The following is a 17,919-nucleotide window of genomic DNA, read 5'->3' as shown; positions in this document are numbered from 1 at the left end:
GAGTTGCATATCTACCTGCCTAGTCAGCAAAATAAAGAAATAAAAGTCCGCAAAGAATTGCAAACAAAATAGAGGTCTGAATCGAGCCCTTACACAAACCACGCCATGGACCGAACTCAATTATTAGCAAACGGACCCCTCCAGCCAAATGCACCGCCAGCAGTATGACTAATGCCCATTCTCCAAACTTAAAGACCCAAACATCCGTTAACTTCAAAGAAGCTTCAAATCCTTGCGCCCCTCTTAAGGATTTGGACAGCATTAAAAAATGTAATGGAATACAACAGGCCAAAAGAAGGTCAGAGATGCGATGGCAAGCATACGCAAAATCAGATAAGTGGCTTTTGGCTCGGTAATCTATATGAGGTCTAGAGCTCATAAACCACTCCCGGTATACACGCCAATAACAGCGGCTGTCCCTAAAACAAAAATGCAGATTGCAAGCGCCCATGAAAATGGTTTTGCTAACCCGCTGTTAGGAAAAGTTTCTTGGAGAATATTGGCCATACCAATAGGCGCATGTACAAAACAAGCTATAAAAAAATAGCTCACAAAAGAGTGCGAAAGCAATGTGCCCTTGTGTGCGACTCAATATCTCTTGAGCAAAAATACCACCACGAATCGCGTAAAAAAATAATAAGAAGATGTATCGCAACACACAGCCCGAGAATCATTGCGCTAATTCTTTGGGCATATCAGAGCTTTGCTTGTAATACACCCTGACTCATAACTTGCCCCACTTGCTGCCACGAACTGTAGCTCTACCCACCAACTTCTTAAGTCCAGCAATACTGGCTGTAGGCTCAATGGCTTTTGGAAAACGCTCAGTACATGAGCTTTGCGTATGGCACGCATGGCATGGAGCATCTCCAGCTACAGCCTGTAACCGCTCAATCTGCTGCACATCCGTGCAAAATATCATTGCTTAACGTCCAAGCCCTATTCCAGGCTGCAAGGCCAAGGTAGTTAGGCCTTGATTTAACTACCTCACATGAGGCATAACAAACTCCACAACCAATACATGCGATACCCGCATTGGCTAACACTGACGCTTTTTTGATTGTGGTTCAATTTTTGCAAATTCATCATGACGAGTTTGGTTGTCCTTGAAAAATCCAACCGCGTCCTTTCACTTGTTAAAGAACTCTCGCATATCAGTTGCGAGATCTTGAATGACCGGCAGATTATTCAAAGGTGCAATTTCCAAGGAAATGCCCTTCACAATTTATGATACGTGAGTGCGACATGTCCAACGTGCAACTCTATTTACAGTCATAGTGCAGGAACCGCACATTCCCACACGACAGGCAAAGCGATAACTCAGAGTAGAGTCCAGCTTGCGTTGGATGTAAGTCACGATATCCAAAACAGTTTGATTGGCGTTGCGGGTTACTAGGTACTCAACAAATTCCCCTTGTTCGGCACCACGCTAGACTTTTACTTTAAGGTCGGTTTTAGACATAAGAGAATTATCTCTATAGAAAGTAAAATTAAAATCGAATATATTTTTCTTTGAGATAAATATTTTCTTTATCTCAAAGAAGACTTACCCTCACCCCGCTACTTTTCAACCATCAAAAATATCCACGCTCAATTGAAATAAAATCATCCCTGTTTGGCATTCTCACTAAAGCCAAGGAGTTGGCATCCATCACGGCATCTTTGGCAACGATTGTGCTCAAAAATAAAATGTAAGCTGTCACCGCCCGCATAGACTTGATCGTCGGTTAATGATTGAGGCGCATTGTGAGGCATTATCCGTCGAGTGTAATCGAATATAGTTATAGAGTAAGGCCAAAAGCTACCCACCGTCTTCATAGGTGAGCTGGTATTTAGTGCGTCACCGCCAACTAATTGATTCGCTATTGCACTTTGACCTTTGTCCCAATGGGAAGAAGTGCATTGCTGTTGAAATAAGATTTCTCCAGCAATCGCCGTACCAGAACCTGCAGGCAAGCCTTCACTATTAGGGCCAACATCAATATTCCATAAGCAAATTTAGGATTCTGCAATAGGCTTAAGACCGAAAGGTTCGCTAAACTTATATGCACTAGAACAAGCCGTAATAAGGCTAAGCAAAAGAACGCTATAGGTCTCTTTGAGAGTATTAAGATTAGCGGCCATTCGTAATCGCCCCTCTAGCTGCCACACGCCAAGGTTGGATGGCATTGTTGTGATAAAAAAAGTTTGCACCTTTTACTTTCAATCAAGCATCCATAGACGGCTGAACTGCGCCACTAGAAACCATGGCACGACTCATGAGCATCGCGGGAGCACTATTCCACATCCATGGGGAGCGAAAACGAACAAGGGATTGATCCATCACCGGCTCCTGAAGCACAAGCCTGCGACCAAGAAGCGCCACCATCTGATGAGACTGCAACACGCTTAATCATGCCTTTACCTGACCAGGCAAATCCTGAAATTTCATAAAAGCCTTTTGATTTGAGTTTCATCATTCCTGATGGCTGCGCAATCCCCGACTGCACATCCATTGCAAACGCACATTGTTCAGCTTTTCCGCTAGGCAGTAAATCAGTGTAGGCAGACGTTTCTTCGCGAGTCTGCCAAGGCTCTATGCCCAACTTAATCCGACGTAACAATTTGATGCTCATCTTGCCCATACTCCGGAAGAAATAGTCGCAAGGGATAGCTCTGCTCTGCTCTACTCGTAACATTGCTCCATTTTCCGCATATACCAATACGGTTGCTTTCTTCAACTCTGCCGCACTATTACCTAAGCACTCTAAAAAATAAACTCGTGATTCTGATGGAAATCACACAATATCTTCCATTGAGAAAATCATTGGGCGGTCAACCAACCCATGCATTACTAGGCGATGTTGATTGGGGTTAATATCCGGCATACCAGCATGGTGTCTTTCAAAAACCAGACCATTAGGAGTAATAATCCAATGCAAATTTTGTACAGGAGGGGTGCGCGAACCAGTTAAAAAAGTAGGTGGGGGCGAAGGAAGAACCCTAACTGCATCCTTCTCATACTTAGACGGCAATCCATAAGGTGGACTGATAAACGTAGATCCTTGGATTTTGGTCCAAGGATCAATTGCTAAAAAATTGCCATCATTCGCTTGAGAGAGTGCAGTTTTCGTAGCCAGAATTCCGCTAACGCCACCACCAATAGTTAGTAATTTTTTAATGAAATCACGGTCACGGCGTTGAGAAACAGTTTTCTTATCCGACATATTTCAAATGCCTCCATTGTGCGCATTAACTTCATGCATATTCTCTTCATACACCATATCACCAAAATTAAAAAATTTGCATAACTATTAGCCCTAAGCAAGCTTCGGTCTTAGGTATAACAGTTGATGAACATATAGAAAATAAATTTTTATCAGATAAAGAATTTATTTATACTCAGCACCATGTCTAGTATCAAACTTCTCAAAAATTTCATTGCCATCACCCGTCATAAAAGCGTTGCGGCAGCTTCGAGGGAAATCGGCTTGACGGCTGCTGCTGCAGGACAGCAGTTACAACACCTAGAACATGAAATTGATGTGGAACTTTTCGACAGAACTAAGCGCTCACTTGCACTGAATGGAAATGGTCGCGCCCTAGTAGAGCCGATACAAGAAATAATTGCTACATATGAGTCCCTAGGGGCTCTGGTCTTAAATCAGAACTCAGTGGCACTATTGTTTTAGGAGCGCTCGCGTCAACTCTCATGGGTGCGTTTGGTACAACACTAAATGAGTTAAATCAAAATGATCCCGAACTAGGGATACAACTGATCGCAGGTCTTTCAAGCAACTTCTTGAATCAAGTCATGGAAGGCACATTAGATGCATCGCTCCTAACGGAGTCTTCTCCTTTCGCATTACCGCAAACAGTCCAATGGACTGAGCTCTATAAAGAGCCCATGATTTTAATTTTGCCTAACTCGATTAAATCTTCAAGGAGCCACGATAGTCAATTACCTGTTATTCGCTTTGAGCGAAATACTTGGACTGGACACTTGGTTGAGCAGACAATCAAAGTCAATAAACTCAAAATTCAAGACAGCATGGAGTTAAATTCCGTAGCAGCCATTATTGAACTGGTGCGACAAGGGCTTGGTTACTCGATAGTTCCAAAACGTGCAAACATTGCCTGGGCAGAGGATCGACAGCTTTCGCTTAAAGAATTATCAGGAAAAACGATCTATCGAAAAGTGGGCTTACTGGAACGCAGGAAACATAGCGACAAAATGTTACTCAAATCATTAAGCAACAATTTTTATCGGGAATAATGAAAAAAAGTATCCCTTAAAAGAAAAAGCCATCCCTAAAGATGGCTGAAAATGTCTTTTGGAGGTTCTACCTAAAGAATGAACTACAAATTCATAATAGTTCAGCGATAAACAAGGCTTTTTCTTACGTGCATGATTTAAGAGCCTACTTTTTTAATTGCTAAGGGCAAAAATCTTTGTTTAATGATTCTCTTTGGCATGGTTAATTGAATATTTCGGTATCTCAATCACCAAATCTTCTTTGGCAACGATTGCTTGGCAAGAAAGGCGAGATTGTGAATTAAGACCCCAAGCTCGATCGAGCATATCTTCCTCATTTTCAGCGGGAGGATTAAGACTCTGATAGCCCTCTTTCACAATAACGTGACAAGTAGTGCAAGCAGAGACCATATCGCAAGCATGTTCAATCGGGATGTCATTCTCAAGTAAGACTTCACAAATCGAAGTTCCAGGAGCAACTTCAACAACCGCACCTTCGGGGCAATACTCACTATGAGGTAGAACAACGATTTGAGTCATAATTCTTTTCTATTAATTTTGAATATTTGAGAACTTAGATTTCAGCAACGTTTTTGCCAGATAAAGCCTTTTGAATACTGGCGTTCATACGCTTTTGGGCAAAATCATCGGTTGCTTTTGCGGCATGATCTACCGCCTTACGCACGACATCACTATCTGATTCTTGATTCAAAATCTTTTGCAATGTCGCCATTTCGGCATCAATTTTTTGCTGTTCATCGGCACTCAACACAACACGATCACTTGCTAGCGCTGAGCATTAACTTGCCTCACGCAATGATCGAGAAAGTAAGCCCTCCTTGGCGGTTGCAAAACCATCTTGCAACATGCGCGTAATCTGAGCATCCGTTAAACCATAAGAAGGTTTGATATCAATGGAGGCCTTCACACCAGAATCTTGCTCTGTGGCGCTTACAGATAAAAGGCCATCAGCATCCACTTGGAAAGTGACACGAATCCGGGCAGCGCCTGCCGACATTGCTGGGATACCGCGTAACTCAAACCTGCCTAAGGAACGACAGTCCTGAGCCAGTTCACGCTCACCCTGCACTACCTGAATCGCCAAGGCAGTCTGACCATCTTTAAAGGTTGTGAAATCCTGCGCTCTTGCTACCGGTATCGGTGTATTGCGAGGAATAATTTTTTCTACCAAGCCACCCATAGTTTCAATACCCAGCGAGAGTGGAATGACATCCAAGAGCAACCATTCATCATCTTTACTTTGATTGCCTACTAGCAAGTCAGCTTGCATCGCCGCACCTAAAGCAACCACTTGATCAGGATTGAGATTATTTAAGGGCTGTGTTCCAAATAGCTCACCGACAGCGCGCTGAACATTCGGCATACGAGTTGAGCCGCCCACCATAACTACACCTTTAATATCTTCAGTTTTCAATCCAGCATCGCGAAGAGTTTTCTTGCAAGCCATTAATGTTTTAGAAACTAAGTTCTGGGTGATCTCAAAGAATTGCGCCTGGCTAACTCCAACATTGACAACCGCACCATCTGCGAGAGTCACGTGAACACGCGCTAGTGGATTGTGACTAAGCTGTTCTTTGGCATGCTGACAAGCTTGAAGGAGTGTACGGTGGTCCTGAATAGATAAAGGAGGAAGCCTTGCTTGTTCAAGGACCCAGCAATACAAACGATGATCAAAGTCATTACCACCCAAGGCTGAATCACCCCCGGTAGAAAGCACCTCAAACACCCCCCGACTCATGCGCAGAATCGAGATATCAAAAGTACCGCCACCTAAATCATAGACCGCATAAACACCCTCTGATGCATTATCTAAGCCGTATGCAATTGCAGCAGCGGTTGGTTCATTCAATAAACGAAGCACTTCAATGCCAGCTAACTTCGCAGCATCTTTGGCTGCTTGACGCTGAGCATCATCAAAATAAGCGGGAACCGTAATAACAGCACCAACAATTTCATCTGAGACTGAGTCTTCTGCTAATTGACGCAAACGCGCTAAAATTTCCGCGGAGACTTCGATTGGACTCTTATCACCAGCAATGGTTCTCAGCTTGAGCATACCAGGCTGATCAACAAAATCATACGGAGCGCCTTCAAGATGATCTACATCCAACAAACCACGACCCATAAAACGCTTGACCGAGACAATGGTGTTCTTGGGATCAATAACGACACTCTCGAGTGCTTCAAAACCAGCCTGGGTTCTACCATTTGGCAAATAACGAATAACTGATGGCAGCAATTCTCGGCCTTGGGAATCTGGCAATACCTTGGGAAGGCCATCGCGCACAATGGCTACAAGAGAATTCGTAGTTCCTAAATCGATACCAACTGCAATACGGCGCTGGTGAGGTGCCAGCGATTTTCCAGGTTCAGAGATTTGTAATAAGGCCATAAGGGATAGAGTTTATCGTTAGCGAGAGCTAAATGAAGGCTGCAATAGTGTCGTCAAGTTCAACCGCAAACTTATCGATAAAGAGTAAACCGCGTAGTAATTCAACCGCGCGCTGGTATTTTTTTGCGCCATCAATAGCTTGAGCAATTTCCGCAAGAGTCTCCTCTTTAGCTTCTTCGACCTCAATCATCAAAGCCTCTAAAGAGGGCAAGTCTGCAGCCTGCTCATCCAGGTTCTCGCGCCATTCCATCTGCTTCATCAGAAAAGCAGTGGGCATGGCAGTATTTGTTTCTAACTTAGCATCCACTCCATGGAGCTGACATATATATAAGCCACGCTGAATCGGATTCTTGAGTGTCTGAAACGCAGTATTTGCCAATGTAGCCATCTGCATTGCAAGACGTTGCTCGGCATCACTACCGCGCGCATGACGATCTGGATGTACTTCTTTCTGAACTGCTAAATATGCCTGGTCAAGGGCAGGCAAATCGATGTTGAATTGCTGTTTTAATCCAAAGAAACGGAAGTAATCGTCAGATGCGGAAGGATTCGCCACAACCACACTCATCTTTTACGTTTGGATTTTGAAACTTAAACCCTTCGTTCAAACCCTCACGTACAAAGTCTAGCTCTGTACCATCCAAATAAGCCAAACTCTTTGGATCAACGAATACTTTTATTCCATTTGACTCAAATACCTGGTCTTCAGCAGCAGGCTCATCTACATACTCGAGCTGATAGGCTAAACCAGAGCAACCTGTAGTACGAACACCCAAGCGTAAACCACAACCTTTACCGCGCTTTTCTAAATTGCGGTTCACGTGTGCTGCTGCTTTGTCAGTTAAGGTAATAGCCATAGTGATCTCTGCTTATTTCGCCATATGCTTTTCTGTGTAATCTGCAACTGCCGCTTTTATCGCATCTTCCGCCAAAATAGAGCAGTGAATTTTCACTGGTGGCAAAGCCAACTCTTCTGCGATGAGTGAGTTTTTGATCTCAAGCGCTTGGTCCAAAGTTTTACCCTTAACCCATTCGGTTACCAATGAAGATGAGGCAATCGCAGAGCCACAACCGTAAGTCTTAAACTTTGCATCTTCAATAACACCTTGATCATTCACGCGAATCTGCAACTTCATCACGTCTCCACAAGCTGGAGCGCCAACCATGCCAGTACCAACACTATCATCACCCTTCTCAAATGAGCCAACGTTACGGGGATGCTCGTAGTGGTCAATGACCTTTTCGCTATATGCCATGGTATTTTCCTCTTTCGTCTCAAATATTTCTTAGTGTGCTGCCCATTGAATCGTGCTGAGGTCGATTCCGTTCTTGTACATCTCCCAAAGTGGGGATAACTCACGCAACTTAGCAATCTTCTCTTGCACTAGCTTAATAGTGAAATCAACCTCTTCCTCTGTAGTAAAGCGGCCTAAGGTAAAACGAATAGAACTATGCGCCAATTCATCATTGCGGCCTAAGGCGCGCAATACATAAGACGGCTCAAGTGACGCTGAGGTACATGCCGAACCAGATGAAATTGCCAAGTCTTTCAGAGCCATCAACATTGATTCACCTTCAACGTAGTTAAAGCTGATATTGAGGTTATGCGGAACACGATCATCCATATCGCCGTTCACATAAACCTCTTCTATATCTTTTAAGCCATTTAGCAAGCGATCACGCAAAGTACGAATACGTTTGTTTTCTTCGGCCATCTCCATTCGAGCAATGCGAAACGCTTCCCCCATACCTACGATCTGGTGAACAGCTAATGTGCCTGAACGCATACCGCGCTCATGGCCACCGCCATGAATTTGCGCTTCTATGCGAATACGTGGCTTACGACGCACAAACAAAGCGCCAATGCCTTTAGGCCCATAAGTCTTGTGAGCCGAAAAACTCATTAAGTCGACTGTAGTTTTTTCTAGATCAATGTCTATCTTGCCGGTTGCTTGAGCAGCATCTACATGAAAAATCACACCACGGGAACGACACAATTCCCCAATACAAGGAATATCTTGCACAACGCCAATTTCATTATTGACATACATCACCGATGCCAAAATGGTACCTAGCCTCATCACCGTTTCAAGTTGAGTGAAATCAATTAAGCCATTAGGCAACATGTCGAGGTAAGTCACTTCGAAACCTTCACGCTCCAGCTCACGGCAAGTATCCAGAGTGGCTTTGTGCTCAGTCTTCACCGTAATGATGTGATTACCACGATCTTTGTAGAAATGCGCTGCACCCTTTAATGCCAAATTAATGCTTTCAGTCGCACCACTGGTGAATACGATTTCTCTTGGGTCAGCGTGGATTAATTGAGCAACCTCTGAGCGAGCCCATTCAACCGCTTCTTCAGCAGCCCAACCATAGGCGTGACTTCGAGAAGCAGCATTACCAAATTGCTCACGCAAATAAGGCAACATTTTGTCAACCACACGAGAATCAATCGGTGTTGTAGCAGAGTAGTCCATGTACACCGGAAAATGCTTTGGGCTAAACATCGGAACCGGTTGCTGTGGCAGGTCTTTTGGGGCGTTCATGGTTTATCTATCAATGGGTAGTACGTTATTAACTTTGTCGCGCCAAATTGAATACAGAGTTTATTAATGGCGCCTTTGGAGCGATTTCTTTTTTAGCCGCTAGTGCGGGGGCAGTTTTCTCTGCTTTTTTCGCACTCTCAACTTTTATTTTCTTCTGGCACATGTCTTGAATAACAACTCCGCGGCCTTCTTGCTGCTGAACAAGATCACGCAAACTGACTGGGCTTAAGTACTCAACCATTTTGGAATTTAAATTACTCCATAGGTCATGAGTCATGCAGCGGCCATGACTCTCTTCATCGCTATGACAATTTCCTTTACCGCCGCACTGAGTTGCATCAAGAGGCTCATCGACAGCGACCATAATGTCGACAACACTCACCTCTGAAGATGGACGTGCTAGGGTGTATCCACCACCAGGACCGCGTGTACTCTCGACTATATTGAAGCGGCGTAGTTTGCCGAACAATTGCTCGAGATAGGAGAGGGAAATCTTTTGTCTTTGACTGATTCCGGCCAGAGTCACTGGCCCCTGCGCTTCACGCAGCGCTAAATCAATCATTGCGGTTACTGCAAAACGACCTTTGGTTGTAAGTCTCATATGTCACCTTGGTAATGGATGGTTATGGACAGCTAACAGTCGAGCAGATAATACCCGACCATTACGCTCAACTTTATCATATAACCCAAGAATTTGCTCGGGAATTGTCCCAAAAATCCCCATAGGGGACCTGGATTTAAGCGATTGCGTCTCTAGGCCGGGCTCCAAAAGCTATTTCTTTGACCTTGGTAAGCCTATCGCGGGTGCTAGCAGCCTTTTCAAACTCTAAATTTTTAGCCTCAGCGTTCATTTGCTTCTCGAGGCGCTTAATCTCTGCAGCCAAGCCTTTCTCACCCATATCTTCATAGCGGGCCCGCTCCTGCTCTATTTGCATCTCCTGACGTTTCTCTTTCACGTCATAGACGCCATCAATGATGTCCTTGATACGCTTTTGTACACCCTTGGGCTCAATTCCATGAAGTTTATTAAAGGTAATTTGCTTGGCACGGCGTCTTTCGGTCTCCCCCATGGCCCTACGCATGGAATCAGTAACCTTATCAGCATACAAAATGGCTTTTCCACGGACATTACGCGCTGCTCGACCAATCGTCTGGATCAAGCTGCGCTCTGAGCGCAAGAATCCTTCTTTATCTGCATCCAAAATTGCCACTAAAGAAACTTCGGGAATATCCAAACCTTCGCGCAATAAATTAATACCAACCAAAACATCGAAGACGCCCAAACGTAAGTCACGCAAAATTTCAACACGTTCTACTGTGTCGATATCCGAATGCACATAACGTACTTTAACGCCATTGTCAGATAGATAGTCTGTTAACTGTTCAGCCATGCGTTTAGTCAGCACGGTTACTAATACACGTTCACCCACTTTGACACGCGCGTGAATTTGATCCAATAAATCATCCACTTGAGTGCTTGCAGGTAAGACTTCAATTTCCGGATCCACCAATCCAGTAGGCCTAGCAACTTGCTCAACTACTTGACCTTGATGCGTATTCTCGTACTCAGCTGGAGTAGCGGAAACAAATATTGTTTGACGCATCTTGGTTTCAAACTCGGTAAATTTCAGCGGACGATTATCCATTGCTGAGGGTAAGCGAAAACCAAATTCCACCAAAGTATGTTTACGCGACTTGTCTCCGTTGTACATGGCATTGAGTTGCCCAATCAGTACATGACTTTCATCGAGAAACATCAAAGCATCGTTAGGAAGATAGTCCACCAGGGTAGGAGGGGCCTCCTCAGGAGTAGCTCCAGAGAGATGCCGTGAGTAGTTCTCAATCCCCTTGCAGACACCAAACTCATTGAGCATCTCCAAATCAAAACGAGTGCGCTGCTCGAGACGTTGCGCCTCTATTAGCTTACCCTCTTTCACGAACTCATCCAAGCGAGTTCGTAATTCTATTTTGATAGTTTCAATAGCTTTCAAAACAGTATCGCGTGGTGTCACGTAGTGCGAACTTGGGTAAACTGTAAAATGCAGAATTTTTTGACGAACTCTTCCAGTGAGAGGGTCAAAAAATTGCAAGCTTTCAATAACGTCATCAAATAGCTCAACGCGTACTGCTAGTTCGTTATGTTCAGCAGGAAAGATATCAATCGTGTCGCCACGAACACGAAATACACCACGCTTGAAATCTGTTTCATTACGGGCATATTGCATCGCGATCAAGCGCATCAAAATATCGCGCTGACTCATCTTGTCGCCTGGTCGCAATGTCATCACCATACTGTGATAGTCACCAGGATTGCCGATGCCGTAAATTGCAGATACCGTAGCTACGATAATGACGTCTCGACGTTCTAACAAACTCTTAGTAGCCGATAAACGCATCTGCTCGATGTACTCATTAATCGAGGAGTCTTTTTCTATAAAAATGTCGCGTTGAGGGACGTAAGCCTCTGGCTGGTAGTAGTCGTAATAGCTAACAAAGTACTCAACGGCATTTTTCGGGAAAAACTCTCTAAATTCACTATAAAGTTGGGCAGCCAGAGTCTTATTGGGGGCAAAAATAATGGCTGGACGACCTGTTCGGGCGATCACATTAGCCATTGTGTAGGTCTTGCCAGACCCCGTTACGCCCAAAAGCGTCTGGAAGGTCAAGCCGTCCTCAATACCTTCAACTATGGCGTCAATTGCCTGCGGTTGATCTCCAGCAGGGGGAAAAGGCTGGTAAAGCTGATAAGGGGAGTTAGGGCAGGTGACGAATTTCGCCGGATCAAGATCGTGACCTGCCTCGCCCAAAGGATCTGCCACTGGGCTTTTATTTACCGCTTTTACTTCAGAATTGGATTCAATTTTGGGCAATTTAGGGGGCATCTCGGCTATCATTTCACCTGTGAGCTTTCTTCACAGAAAATTTTGTACAAACAATGATTTTGCCGTTTTTCTTAGAAAATAGTTGATTCTGAACTCAAAAACCGAGAATTAAGCCGAATTTAACGTCAAATACAAACCAAAAAACCCCACAACCATTCTTTCCCACCTCCAATGACCCTGTTTGCCTCAGTTCAATTAGCCCCTAAAGATCCGATTTTTGGCCTTACCGAAGCCTATGTTGCAGACCAGCGCGGTGACAAGGTGAATTTAGGTGTTGGTGTCTATTACACAGATGAGGGCAAGGTACCACTTTTAAAAGCAGTGATCGAAGCAGAGGAAGCTATTGTTGCAAAGCATTTACCTCGCAACTACATCCCCATCGAGGGTCTAAATCCGTACAACGCTGCAGTACAAAATTTATTATTCGGCTCAGATTCTGCCCTTATTAAAGATGGTCGAGTAGTGACAGCTGAATGTTTGGGCGGTACAGGCGCTTTACGTGTAGGCGCAGACTTTATCAAACGTCTGAATTTAAATGCACCTTGCGCTATCAGTAACCCTACATGGGAAAACCATCGCGGTATTTTTGAATCTGCTGGATTTGAGGTAGTCGAGTACACCTATTTTGATGGCAAGAGACGTGGCGTTGATTTCGATGGCATGGTGAAATCTTTGGAGTCTTTCCCAAAAAACACGACGGTGTTGCTGCACGCATGCTGCCACAATCCTACTGGGGCGGATATCACAGAAGCGCAGTGGCCAAAAGTGATTGATATCTGCAAGGCTAAAGGGCTCCTCCCCTTCTTGGATATGGCTTACCAAGGCTTCGCAGCCGGCATTGAACAAGACGGGATTGCAGTACGTCTCTTTGCGCAATCAGGCATGTCTTTCTTTGTGTCCAGCTCTTTCTCAAAATCATTCTCGCTCTATGGCGAACGTGTTGGTGCATTGTCTATCGTGACTCAGAGCAAAAATGAATCTACTCGCGTGCTGTCGCAATTGAAGCATGTGATTCGTACCAACTACTCCAATCCACCAACTCACGGAGCAGCTATTGCAGCCGCTGTTTTGAATTCACCAGAATTACATCAGCTCTGGGAAGCTGAATTAGCAGAAATGCGTGATCGTATTAAGACGATGCGTCATGGTTTTGTTGAAAAACTCGCAGCTGCTGGTGTGAAGCAAGACTTTGCTTTCATCGAGAAACAACGTGGCATGTTTTCTTACTCAGGCTTAACTGCAGAGCAAGTTGAACGCTTACAGAAAGAAGATGGCATTTACGCCCTCTCTACTGGACGCATTTGTGTGGCGGCCCTCAATACTAAAAATATTGATAAAGTGGCCAAAGCAATCGCCCGCGTATTAGCTTAATCGAGCATAATAAGCGGATACACTGTACCTCCGGAGGGAGGTACCATGCTATATCAGTTGCACGAATTTCAAAAAGCATTACTTCAACCAGTCAGCTCTTGGGCGCGCGCTGCATCAGAGGCTTGCATTAACGCCTCCAATCCAGCATCGATAGTTCAAGGATCTGAGCGTTTAGAGGCTAGCTACGACCTTCTTTACCGTCTTGGTAAAAACTATAAAAAACTAGAATTCGGTATGCGCTCAGTTCAAACCCACGGTCGCGAAGTTGCCATCCATGAAATAACCACGCTTGCAAAACCATTTTGTAATTTAGTACGTTTTAAGCGCTTCTCTGACGATGTCGAAGTGATCAAGAAACTCAAAGAAGATCCGGTGGTTTTAGTTGTGGCACCTTTATCGGGTCACCACGCAACGCTATTACGTGATACAGTTCGCACGCTCTTGCAAGACCATAAGGTTTACATCACCGCTTGGATCGATGCTCGTTTAGTTCGCGTTGAAGATGGCGAATTTGGTCTCGATGACTATGTTCATTACATTCAAGAATTTATTCGTACGATCGGCGCTAAAGATTTGCATGTGATTTCTGTATGCCAACCAACGGTTCCAACCTTAGGTGCAATTTCTTTGATGGCATCTGCTGGCGACCCGACTCTAGCATCGATGATTATGATGGGTGGCCCAATTGATGCACGCAAGTCACCTACTGCTGTGAACAGCTTAGCTGATCAGCAGTCTTATGAGTGGTGCCAGAGTCACGTTATTTATAACGTACCCCCTACTAACTACCCAAGCGCTGGCCGTAAGATGTATCCAGGCTTCTTGCAGCACACTGGCTTCATTGCCATGAACCCGCAGCAGAACCATCTACAGTCGCATTGGGATTACTTCCAAAACTTGGTACGCGGAGACGGGCAAGATGCAGAATCGCATATTTGCTTCTATGACGAATACAACGCAGTTTTAGATTTAGATTCCAAGTTCTATTTGGATACGATCAAAACTGTTTTCCAAGACTATGCCTTACCAAACGGCACCTGGGAAGTTGCTGGTGAACTTGTAAAACCACAAGACATTAAAAAGACCGCCCTTCTTACTATTGAAGGTGAGCTTGACGATATCTCTGGAAGTGGTCAAACCCGCTTTACTCATGAATCGAGAGCATCAGAGTGCGAAAAAATTTGCTGCGAAGACTACCAAGTCAGCATAAATTAAGGGTTCTAAGGAGCCTTAATTTTTAATAAGATTCTCACTTACATGAGTCACTCCAACATCCTCGCCAATCAGTTAGAAGATATCCTTCCGCAAACCCAATGCACCAAATGCGGCTACCTAGATTGCAGGGAATATGCAGAGGCTATGGCCTCAGGCGAGGCACTACCTCATCGGTGCCCTCCTGGAGGTATTGAAGGCATTAAACGACTGAGCAGGCTTCTCACCCCCATCTACCCGCAGGATGCATTTGATCTTCATCCCGCCATCAATCCAGAATGCGGCATTGAACGTCCTCGGCCTGTTGCCTTTATTGATCCACAAAAGTGCATTGGATGTACGCTTTGCATCCAAGCATGTCCTGTTGATGCGATAGTGGGCGCATCCAAGCAGATGCATGTTGTACTCTCTGAGTGGTGTACCGGTTGCGACCTGTGCATTCCACCATGCCCTGTAGATTGCATCAGCATGATTGACGTCACCGGCACCCAAACTGGCTGGGATGCCTGGTCTCAGGACCTTGCCAATATTGCTCGTCAACGCTATCACGATCGAGAAAATCGTCTTGATCGTGAGCAAAAAGATAATGATGATCGTCTAGCTAAAAAAGCTGCTGCTAAATTAAAGTCAGTCAACAGCGAAATTCCTCAATCCGCAGAAGAATTAACAGAACAAGAACGCAAGCGCGCCATTATTGCAGCTGCAATTGCAAGAGCTCAGCAAAAGAAATGATGAATCTAGAAAAGCGCCGTGCTTTTTTTGAGCAACTAAAAGCCAACAACCCCAAACCTAAAACTGAGCTCGAATATAGCTCGCCATTTGAATTGCTAATCGCAGTATTGCTCTCTGCACAGGCAACCGATGTATCGATTAATAAAGGCACCCGAGAACTATACAAAGTGGCCAACACCCCCCAAGCCCTTCTAGATCTGGGTGAAGAAGGTGTTCGCCCCTATATTCAGCATATTGGTCTTTTCAACTCAAAAGGAAAACACATGCAAGAGACTTGCAGTCTTCTCTTAGAAAAACATGGGGGTCAAGTACCACAAACTCGCGAAGAATTGGAAGCCTTACCAGGGGTTGGTCGAAAAACAGCTAATGTCATTCTGAATACCGCATTTGGTCAGTCTACTATTGCAGTAGACACCCATATCTTTCGAGTTTCAAACCGCACAGGACTGGCGCCAGGTAAAAATGTGGCGAAGGTAGAGGAGCAACTACTCAAGCGTGTTCCTCAAGAGTATCTCTTAGACGCTCATCAGTGGTTAATTTTGCATGGCCGATATACTTGCAAGGCCCGCAATCCAGAATGCGCGCAATGCATAGTGGAGCCTTTATGTGGGTTCAAGCAAAAGACTGGAAAAGGAAAAATTCGTGACAATATTTAATCCAACCCGAGAAGCAGTGCGTCGCTTTTTTTGTGACACCTGGAAAAAGAAAACCGAAAATCACATTCTGGATCCGATGGAAACTATTGCCAGCGATTGGATGATTGAGCACCCTGAATCTCACACTCTTCTGGCCGACTCTGAAGGAGCGCTTGAGCAAGACTACACACCAGAGCGGTGGGGGACCAATCCATTCCTACATCTTTCAATGCATTTATCTATTAGCGAGCAAATTTCGATTAATCAACCGCCTGGCATTACAGAAATTGCAGATAAGCTCTCACTAAAAATGGGTTCAATTCATGAAGCACAGCACCTGATGATGGAGTCTCTTGGCCAAATAATGTGGGAAGCCCAACGTGAAGGTCAGCCGTTGAATCCGGGGAAATATTTAGAGGCCTTGAAAAAACTTACTTAAGCAAGATTTGAAATAACAGCCCTAATCGCCGCAGGTAACTCTTGAGCCTCTTTTCTTCTTGCCGCTAGAGTATCAGCAGAAGTCTCTTGGGTCCTTTTAGACCAAGAGGATCCTGGGAAAAATACATCATCCTTAAATCGCGGAATGACATGCCAGTGAATATGCGAGACCATATTTCCTAAAGCCGCTAAATTCACCTTATCGGGCTGCATCACATGACGGACAGCTTCTTCCACCGCAAATACCAAAGTCATAAGATGTTCGCGCTCACCATGGGTAAGATCCGTCATCTCAGCTATGTGCTGATTCCATATTACGCGGCAGAATCCCGGCAGATCTGGATCATTTACTAAGATGACGCGACAGTCATCACCTCGCCAAATGAATAGACCTTCTTCAGGCTTTAGGTCATCTTTACAAAGCACACAATTAGTCATGGAAGAAATGTAAAAGAAAACGGCACCTAAGTCACCCTTGTGGGGTCATTTAGGTGCCGTGGCAGTATTGGTAAATGATTACTGTGCTGTGCCCCCCTTACTACGTGCTACTTTAGGGATCTAGTTGACGCAGTTAATGCTGTTACAGAGGACTTACCACCCTGAATAACCGTAGTGACTTCCTCGAAGTAACCAGTACCAACTTCTTGCTGATGGGATACGAATGTGTAGCCACGATCACGTGCAGCAAATTCTGGCTCTTGTACTTTTTCTACATATGCAGTCATGCCACGCTTAGAGTAGACTTGCCAAGTCATACATGTTGTACCCACATAGAGTGGATACCAGGGAGAGAAATAAATTGATATTTATGACCCATCACACCTAATTCACGTTGAAACTTTGCACAAATTGCTTCAGCGAACTAACGCGCAAACTCAAGATTAGGTGTTCCAGTTTCACACCAAACGATGTCTGCATATGCAGCGTATGCCAAGCCACGTGAGATTGCATGGCTTGTCCTTTTCATCGTAGCTAGATGTCAACAAGTCAGCAGCTTCAGCAACGATTGGAGCAAAGTACTCAATGTATCCAGGATCACCGGAATTGATACCTTTAGCAGTTTGAATCTCATCAGCGCGCTGGAATGAGTTATTGATGCGTTCAACCATCTTAGGCACAGAATCTACTGGATATAAAGATTGATCTGGGTACATGGCTGCATAGGAGTTGCCGTCAGCAGCAACTTGCTAACCTGACAAGTAAATTGCTTAGATGCCAGCTTTTACTTGTTGCATAACTTGGCCATCATCAGTCAAAGCACCTAAGCAGTTTACGTAAGCCTCATTGTTGACTCACTCCCAGATGCGCTCTGCGCCATGCTTTGCTAAAGTGTGCTCAATCTTCAATGAACCACGAAGACATACAACGTCCTCAGCGGTATATCCACGCGTGATTCCTTTCCTAAGTTAAACAAGTACCTCAAAATTTGAGGAGCCTTAAGACCAATTCAAGTATT

The 17,919-nt window shown here is 44.7% G+C and carries 19 protein-coding genes and 3 pseudogenes; 7 read left to right on the top strand and 15 right to left on the bottom strand.

What is annotated here, in order from left to right:
- Positions 1–19: 19 nt before the first annotated feature.
- The 5 genes and pseudogenes from DXE31_RS06245 to DXE31_RS11330 all read right to left on the bottom strand — a co-directional run bounded on the left by DXE31_RS06245 (position 20) and on the right by DXE31_RS11330 (position 3,206).
- Positions 20–379: a succinate dehydrogenase/fumarate reductase transmembrane subunit gene (locus DXE31_RS06245; RefSeq protein ID WP_114698210.1), complete on the bottom strand. Its 360-nt coding sequence runs from the start codon at positions 377–379 to the stop codon at positions 20–22.
- Positions 380–724: 345 nt separating this feature from the next.
- On the bottom strand, positions 725–922 hold the full coding sequence (locus DXE31_RS12430) for a hypothetical protein (protein ID WP_331851997.1): 198 nt from the start codon (positions 920–922) through the stop codon (positions 725–727).
- A gap of 303 nt (positions 923–1,225) precedes the next feature.
- Positions 1,226–1,405: pseudogene (locus tag DXE31_RS12425) on the bottom strand (2Fe-2S iron-sulfur cluster-binding protein); the annotation flags it as partial.
- 871 nt (positions 1,406–2,276) lie between these two features.
- The gene (locus DXE31_RS11335) at positions 2,277–2,615 is read right to left on the bottom strand and encodes a molybdopterin-binding protein (RefSeq protein WP_231969419.1); all 339 of its coding nucleotides are present in this window, start codon (positions 2,613–2,615) and stop codon (positions 2,277–2,279) included.
- A 162-nt stretch (positions 2,616–2,777) separates the two neighbouring features.
- Entirely contained in the window at positions 2,778–3,206 is a 429-nt protein-coding gene (locus DXE31_RS11330; RefSeq protein ID WP_114698208.1) for a hypothetical protein, read from the bottom strand.
- A gap of 183 nt (positions 3,207–3,389) precedes the next feature.
- On the opposite strand from DXE31_RS11330, the gene DXE31_RS06225 reads away from it, so the two are divergent.
- Both DXE31_RS06225 and DXE31_RS06220 read left to right on the top strand, forming a co-directional pair.
- Positions 3,390–3,671, top strand: a complete 282-nt coding sequence (locus DXE31_RS06225) for a LysR family transcriptional regulator (protein ID WP_114698207.1) — start codon at positions 3,390–3,392, stop codon at positions 3,669–3,671.
- A 20-nt stretch (positions 3,672–3,691) separates the two neighbouring features.
- Entirely contained in the window at positions 3,692–4,255 is a 564-nt protein-coding gene (locus DXE31_RS06220) for a LysR substrate-binding domain-containing protein (protein WP_231969418.1), read from the top strand.
- Between the two features lie 180 nt (positions 4,256–4,435).
- On the opposite strand, the gene fdx is transcribed toward DXE31_RS06220, so the two are convergent.
- The 8 genes and pseudogenes from fdx to uvrB form a co-directional block, all read right to left on the bottom strand.
- Positions 4,436–4,774: an ISC system 2Fe-2S type ferredoxin gene (gene fdx / locus DXE31_RS06215; RefSeq protein ID WP_114698205.1), complete on the bottom strand. Its 339-nt coding sequence runs from the start codon at positions 4,772–4,774 to the stop codon at positions 4,436–4,438.
- A 34-nt stretch (positions 4,775–4,808) separates the two neighbouring features.
- Positions 4,809–6,647: pseudogene (hscA, locus tag DXE31_RS06210) on the bottom strand (Fe-S protein assembly chaperone HscA).
- 28 nt (positions 6,648–6,675) lie between these two features.
- Positions 6,676–7,203, bottom strand: a complete 528-nt coding sequence (hscB, locus tag DXE31_RS06205; protein ID WP_415077818.1) for a Fe-S protein assembly co-chaperone HscB — start codon at positions 7,201–7,203, stop codon at positions 6,676–6,678.
- Positions 7,181–7,504: an iron-sulfur cluster assembly protein IscA gene (gene iscA, locus DXE31_RS06200; RefSeq protein WP_114698203.1), complete on the bottom strand. Its 324-nt coding sequence runs from the start codon at positions 7,502–7,504 to the stop codon at positions 7,181–7,183. The genes hscB and iscA overlap by 23 nt, the downstream gene beginning before the upstream one ends.
- Positions 7,505–7,516: 12 nt before the next feature.
- Complete coding sequence (gene iscU, locus DXE31_RS06195) at positions 7,517–7,903, bottom strand: Fe-S cluster assembly scaffold IscU (RefSeq protein WP_114698202.1); 387 nt, start codon at positions 7,901–7,903, stop codon at positions 7,517–7,519.
- Positions 7,904–7,933: 30 nt separating this feature from the next.
- The gene (locus DXE31_RS06190; protein WP_114698201.1) at positions 7,934–9,193 is read right to left on the bottom strand and encodes an IscS subfamily cysteine desulfurase; all 1,260 of its coding nucleotides are present in this window, start codon (positions 9,191–9,193) and stop codon (positions 7,934–7,936) included.
- Positions 9,194–9,221: 28 nt separating this feature from the next.
- On the bottom strand, positions 9,222–9,794 hold the full coding sequence (locus tag DXE31_RS06185; RefSeq protein ID WP_114698200.1) for a Fe-S cluster assembly transcription factor: 573 nt from the start codon (positions 9,792–9,794) through the stop codon (positions 9,222–9,224).
- A 136-nt stretch (positions 9,795–9,930) separates the two neighbouring features.
- Entirely contained in the window at positions 9,931–12,075 is a 2,145-nt protein-coding gene (gene uvrB, locus DXE31_RS06180) for an excinuclease ABC subunit UvrB (RefSeq protein WP_231969417.1), read from the bottom strand.
- A 171-nt stretch (positions 12,076–12,246) separates the two neighbouring features.
- Here uvrB and DXE31_RS06175 point away from each other — a divergent pair, with 171 nt between their 5' ends.
- From DXE31_RS06175 to DXE31_RS06155, 5 genes are read left to right on the top strand one after another with little or no spacing between them, the layout of a single operon-like run.
- The gene (locus DXE31_RS06175; RefSeq protein ID WP_114698199.1) at positions 12,247–13,446 is read left to right on the top strand and encodes an amino acid aminotransferase; all 1,200 of its coding nucleotides are present in this window, start codon (positions 12,247–12,249) and stop codon (positions 13,444–13,446) included.
- Between the two features lie 45 nt (positions 13,447–13,491).
- Positions 13,492–14,661 carry a polyhydroxyalkanoate depolymerase gene (locus DXE31_RS06170; protein ID WP_114698198.1) on the top strand — a complete coding sequence of 390 codons (1,170 nt, stop codon included), beginning with the start codon at positions 13,492–13,494 and terminating at the stop codon, positions 14,659–14,661.
- A gap of 42 nt (positions 14,662–14,703) precedes the next feature.
- The gene (gene rsxB, locus DXE31_RS06165) at positions 14,704–15,390 is read left to right on the top strand and encodes an electron transport complex subunit RsxB (protein ID WP_114698197.1); all 687 of its coding nucleotides are present in this window, start codon (positions 14,704–14,706) and stop codon (positions 15,388–15,390) included.
- Positions 15,390–16,046: an endonuclease III gene (nth, locus tag DXE31_RS06160; protein ID WP_114698196.1), complete on the top strand. Its 657-nt coding sequence runs from the start codon at positions 15,390–15,392 to the stop codon at positions 16,044–16,046. Before rsxB ends, nth begins: the two co-directional genes overlap by 1 nt.
- Positions 16,039–16,464 carry a DUF1841 family protein gene (locus DXE31_RS06155; RefSeq protein WP_114698673.1) on the top strand — a complete coding sequence of 142 codons (426 nt, stop codon included), beginning with the start codon at positions 16,039–16,041 and terminating at the stop codon, positions 16,462–16,464. The genes nth and DXE31_RS06155 overlap by 8 nt, the downstream gene beginning before the upstream one ends.
- Here the strand turns inward: DXE31_RS06155 and DXE31_RS06150 are convergent.
- Both DXE31_RS06150 and DXE31_RS06145 read right to left on the bottom strand, forming a co-directional pair.
- Positions 16,461–16,901: an HIT family protein gene (locus DXE31_RS06150; RefSeq protein WP_114698195.1), complete on the bottom strand. Its 441-nt coding sequence runs from the start codon at positions 16,899–16,901 to the stop codon at positions 16,461–16,463. The genes DXE31_RS06155 and DXE31_RS06150 overlap by 4 nt on opposite strands.
- Before the next feature lie 107 nt (positions 16,902–17,008).
- A pseudogene (locus DXE31_RS06145) lies at positions 17,009–17,863 on the bottom strand (beta/alpha barrel domain-containing protein); the annotation flags it as partial.
- Between the last annotated feature and the right edge of the window lie 56 nt (positions 17,864–17,919).

It is taken from the genome of Polynucleobacter necessarius (genome assembly GCF_900095185.1).
Classification (GTDB): domain Bacteria; phylum Pseudomonadota; class Gammaproteobacteria; order Burkholderiales; family Burkholderiaceae; genus Polynucleobacter.
This window is presented reverse-complemented; position numbering and strand designations above follow the sequence as displayed.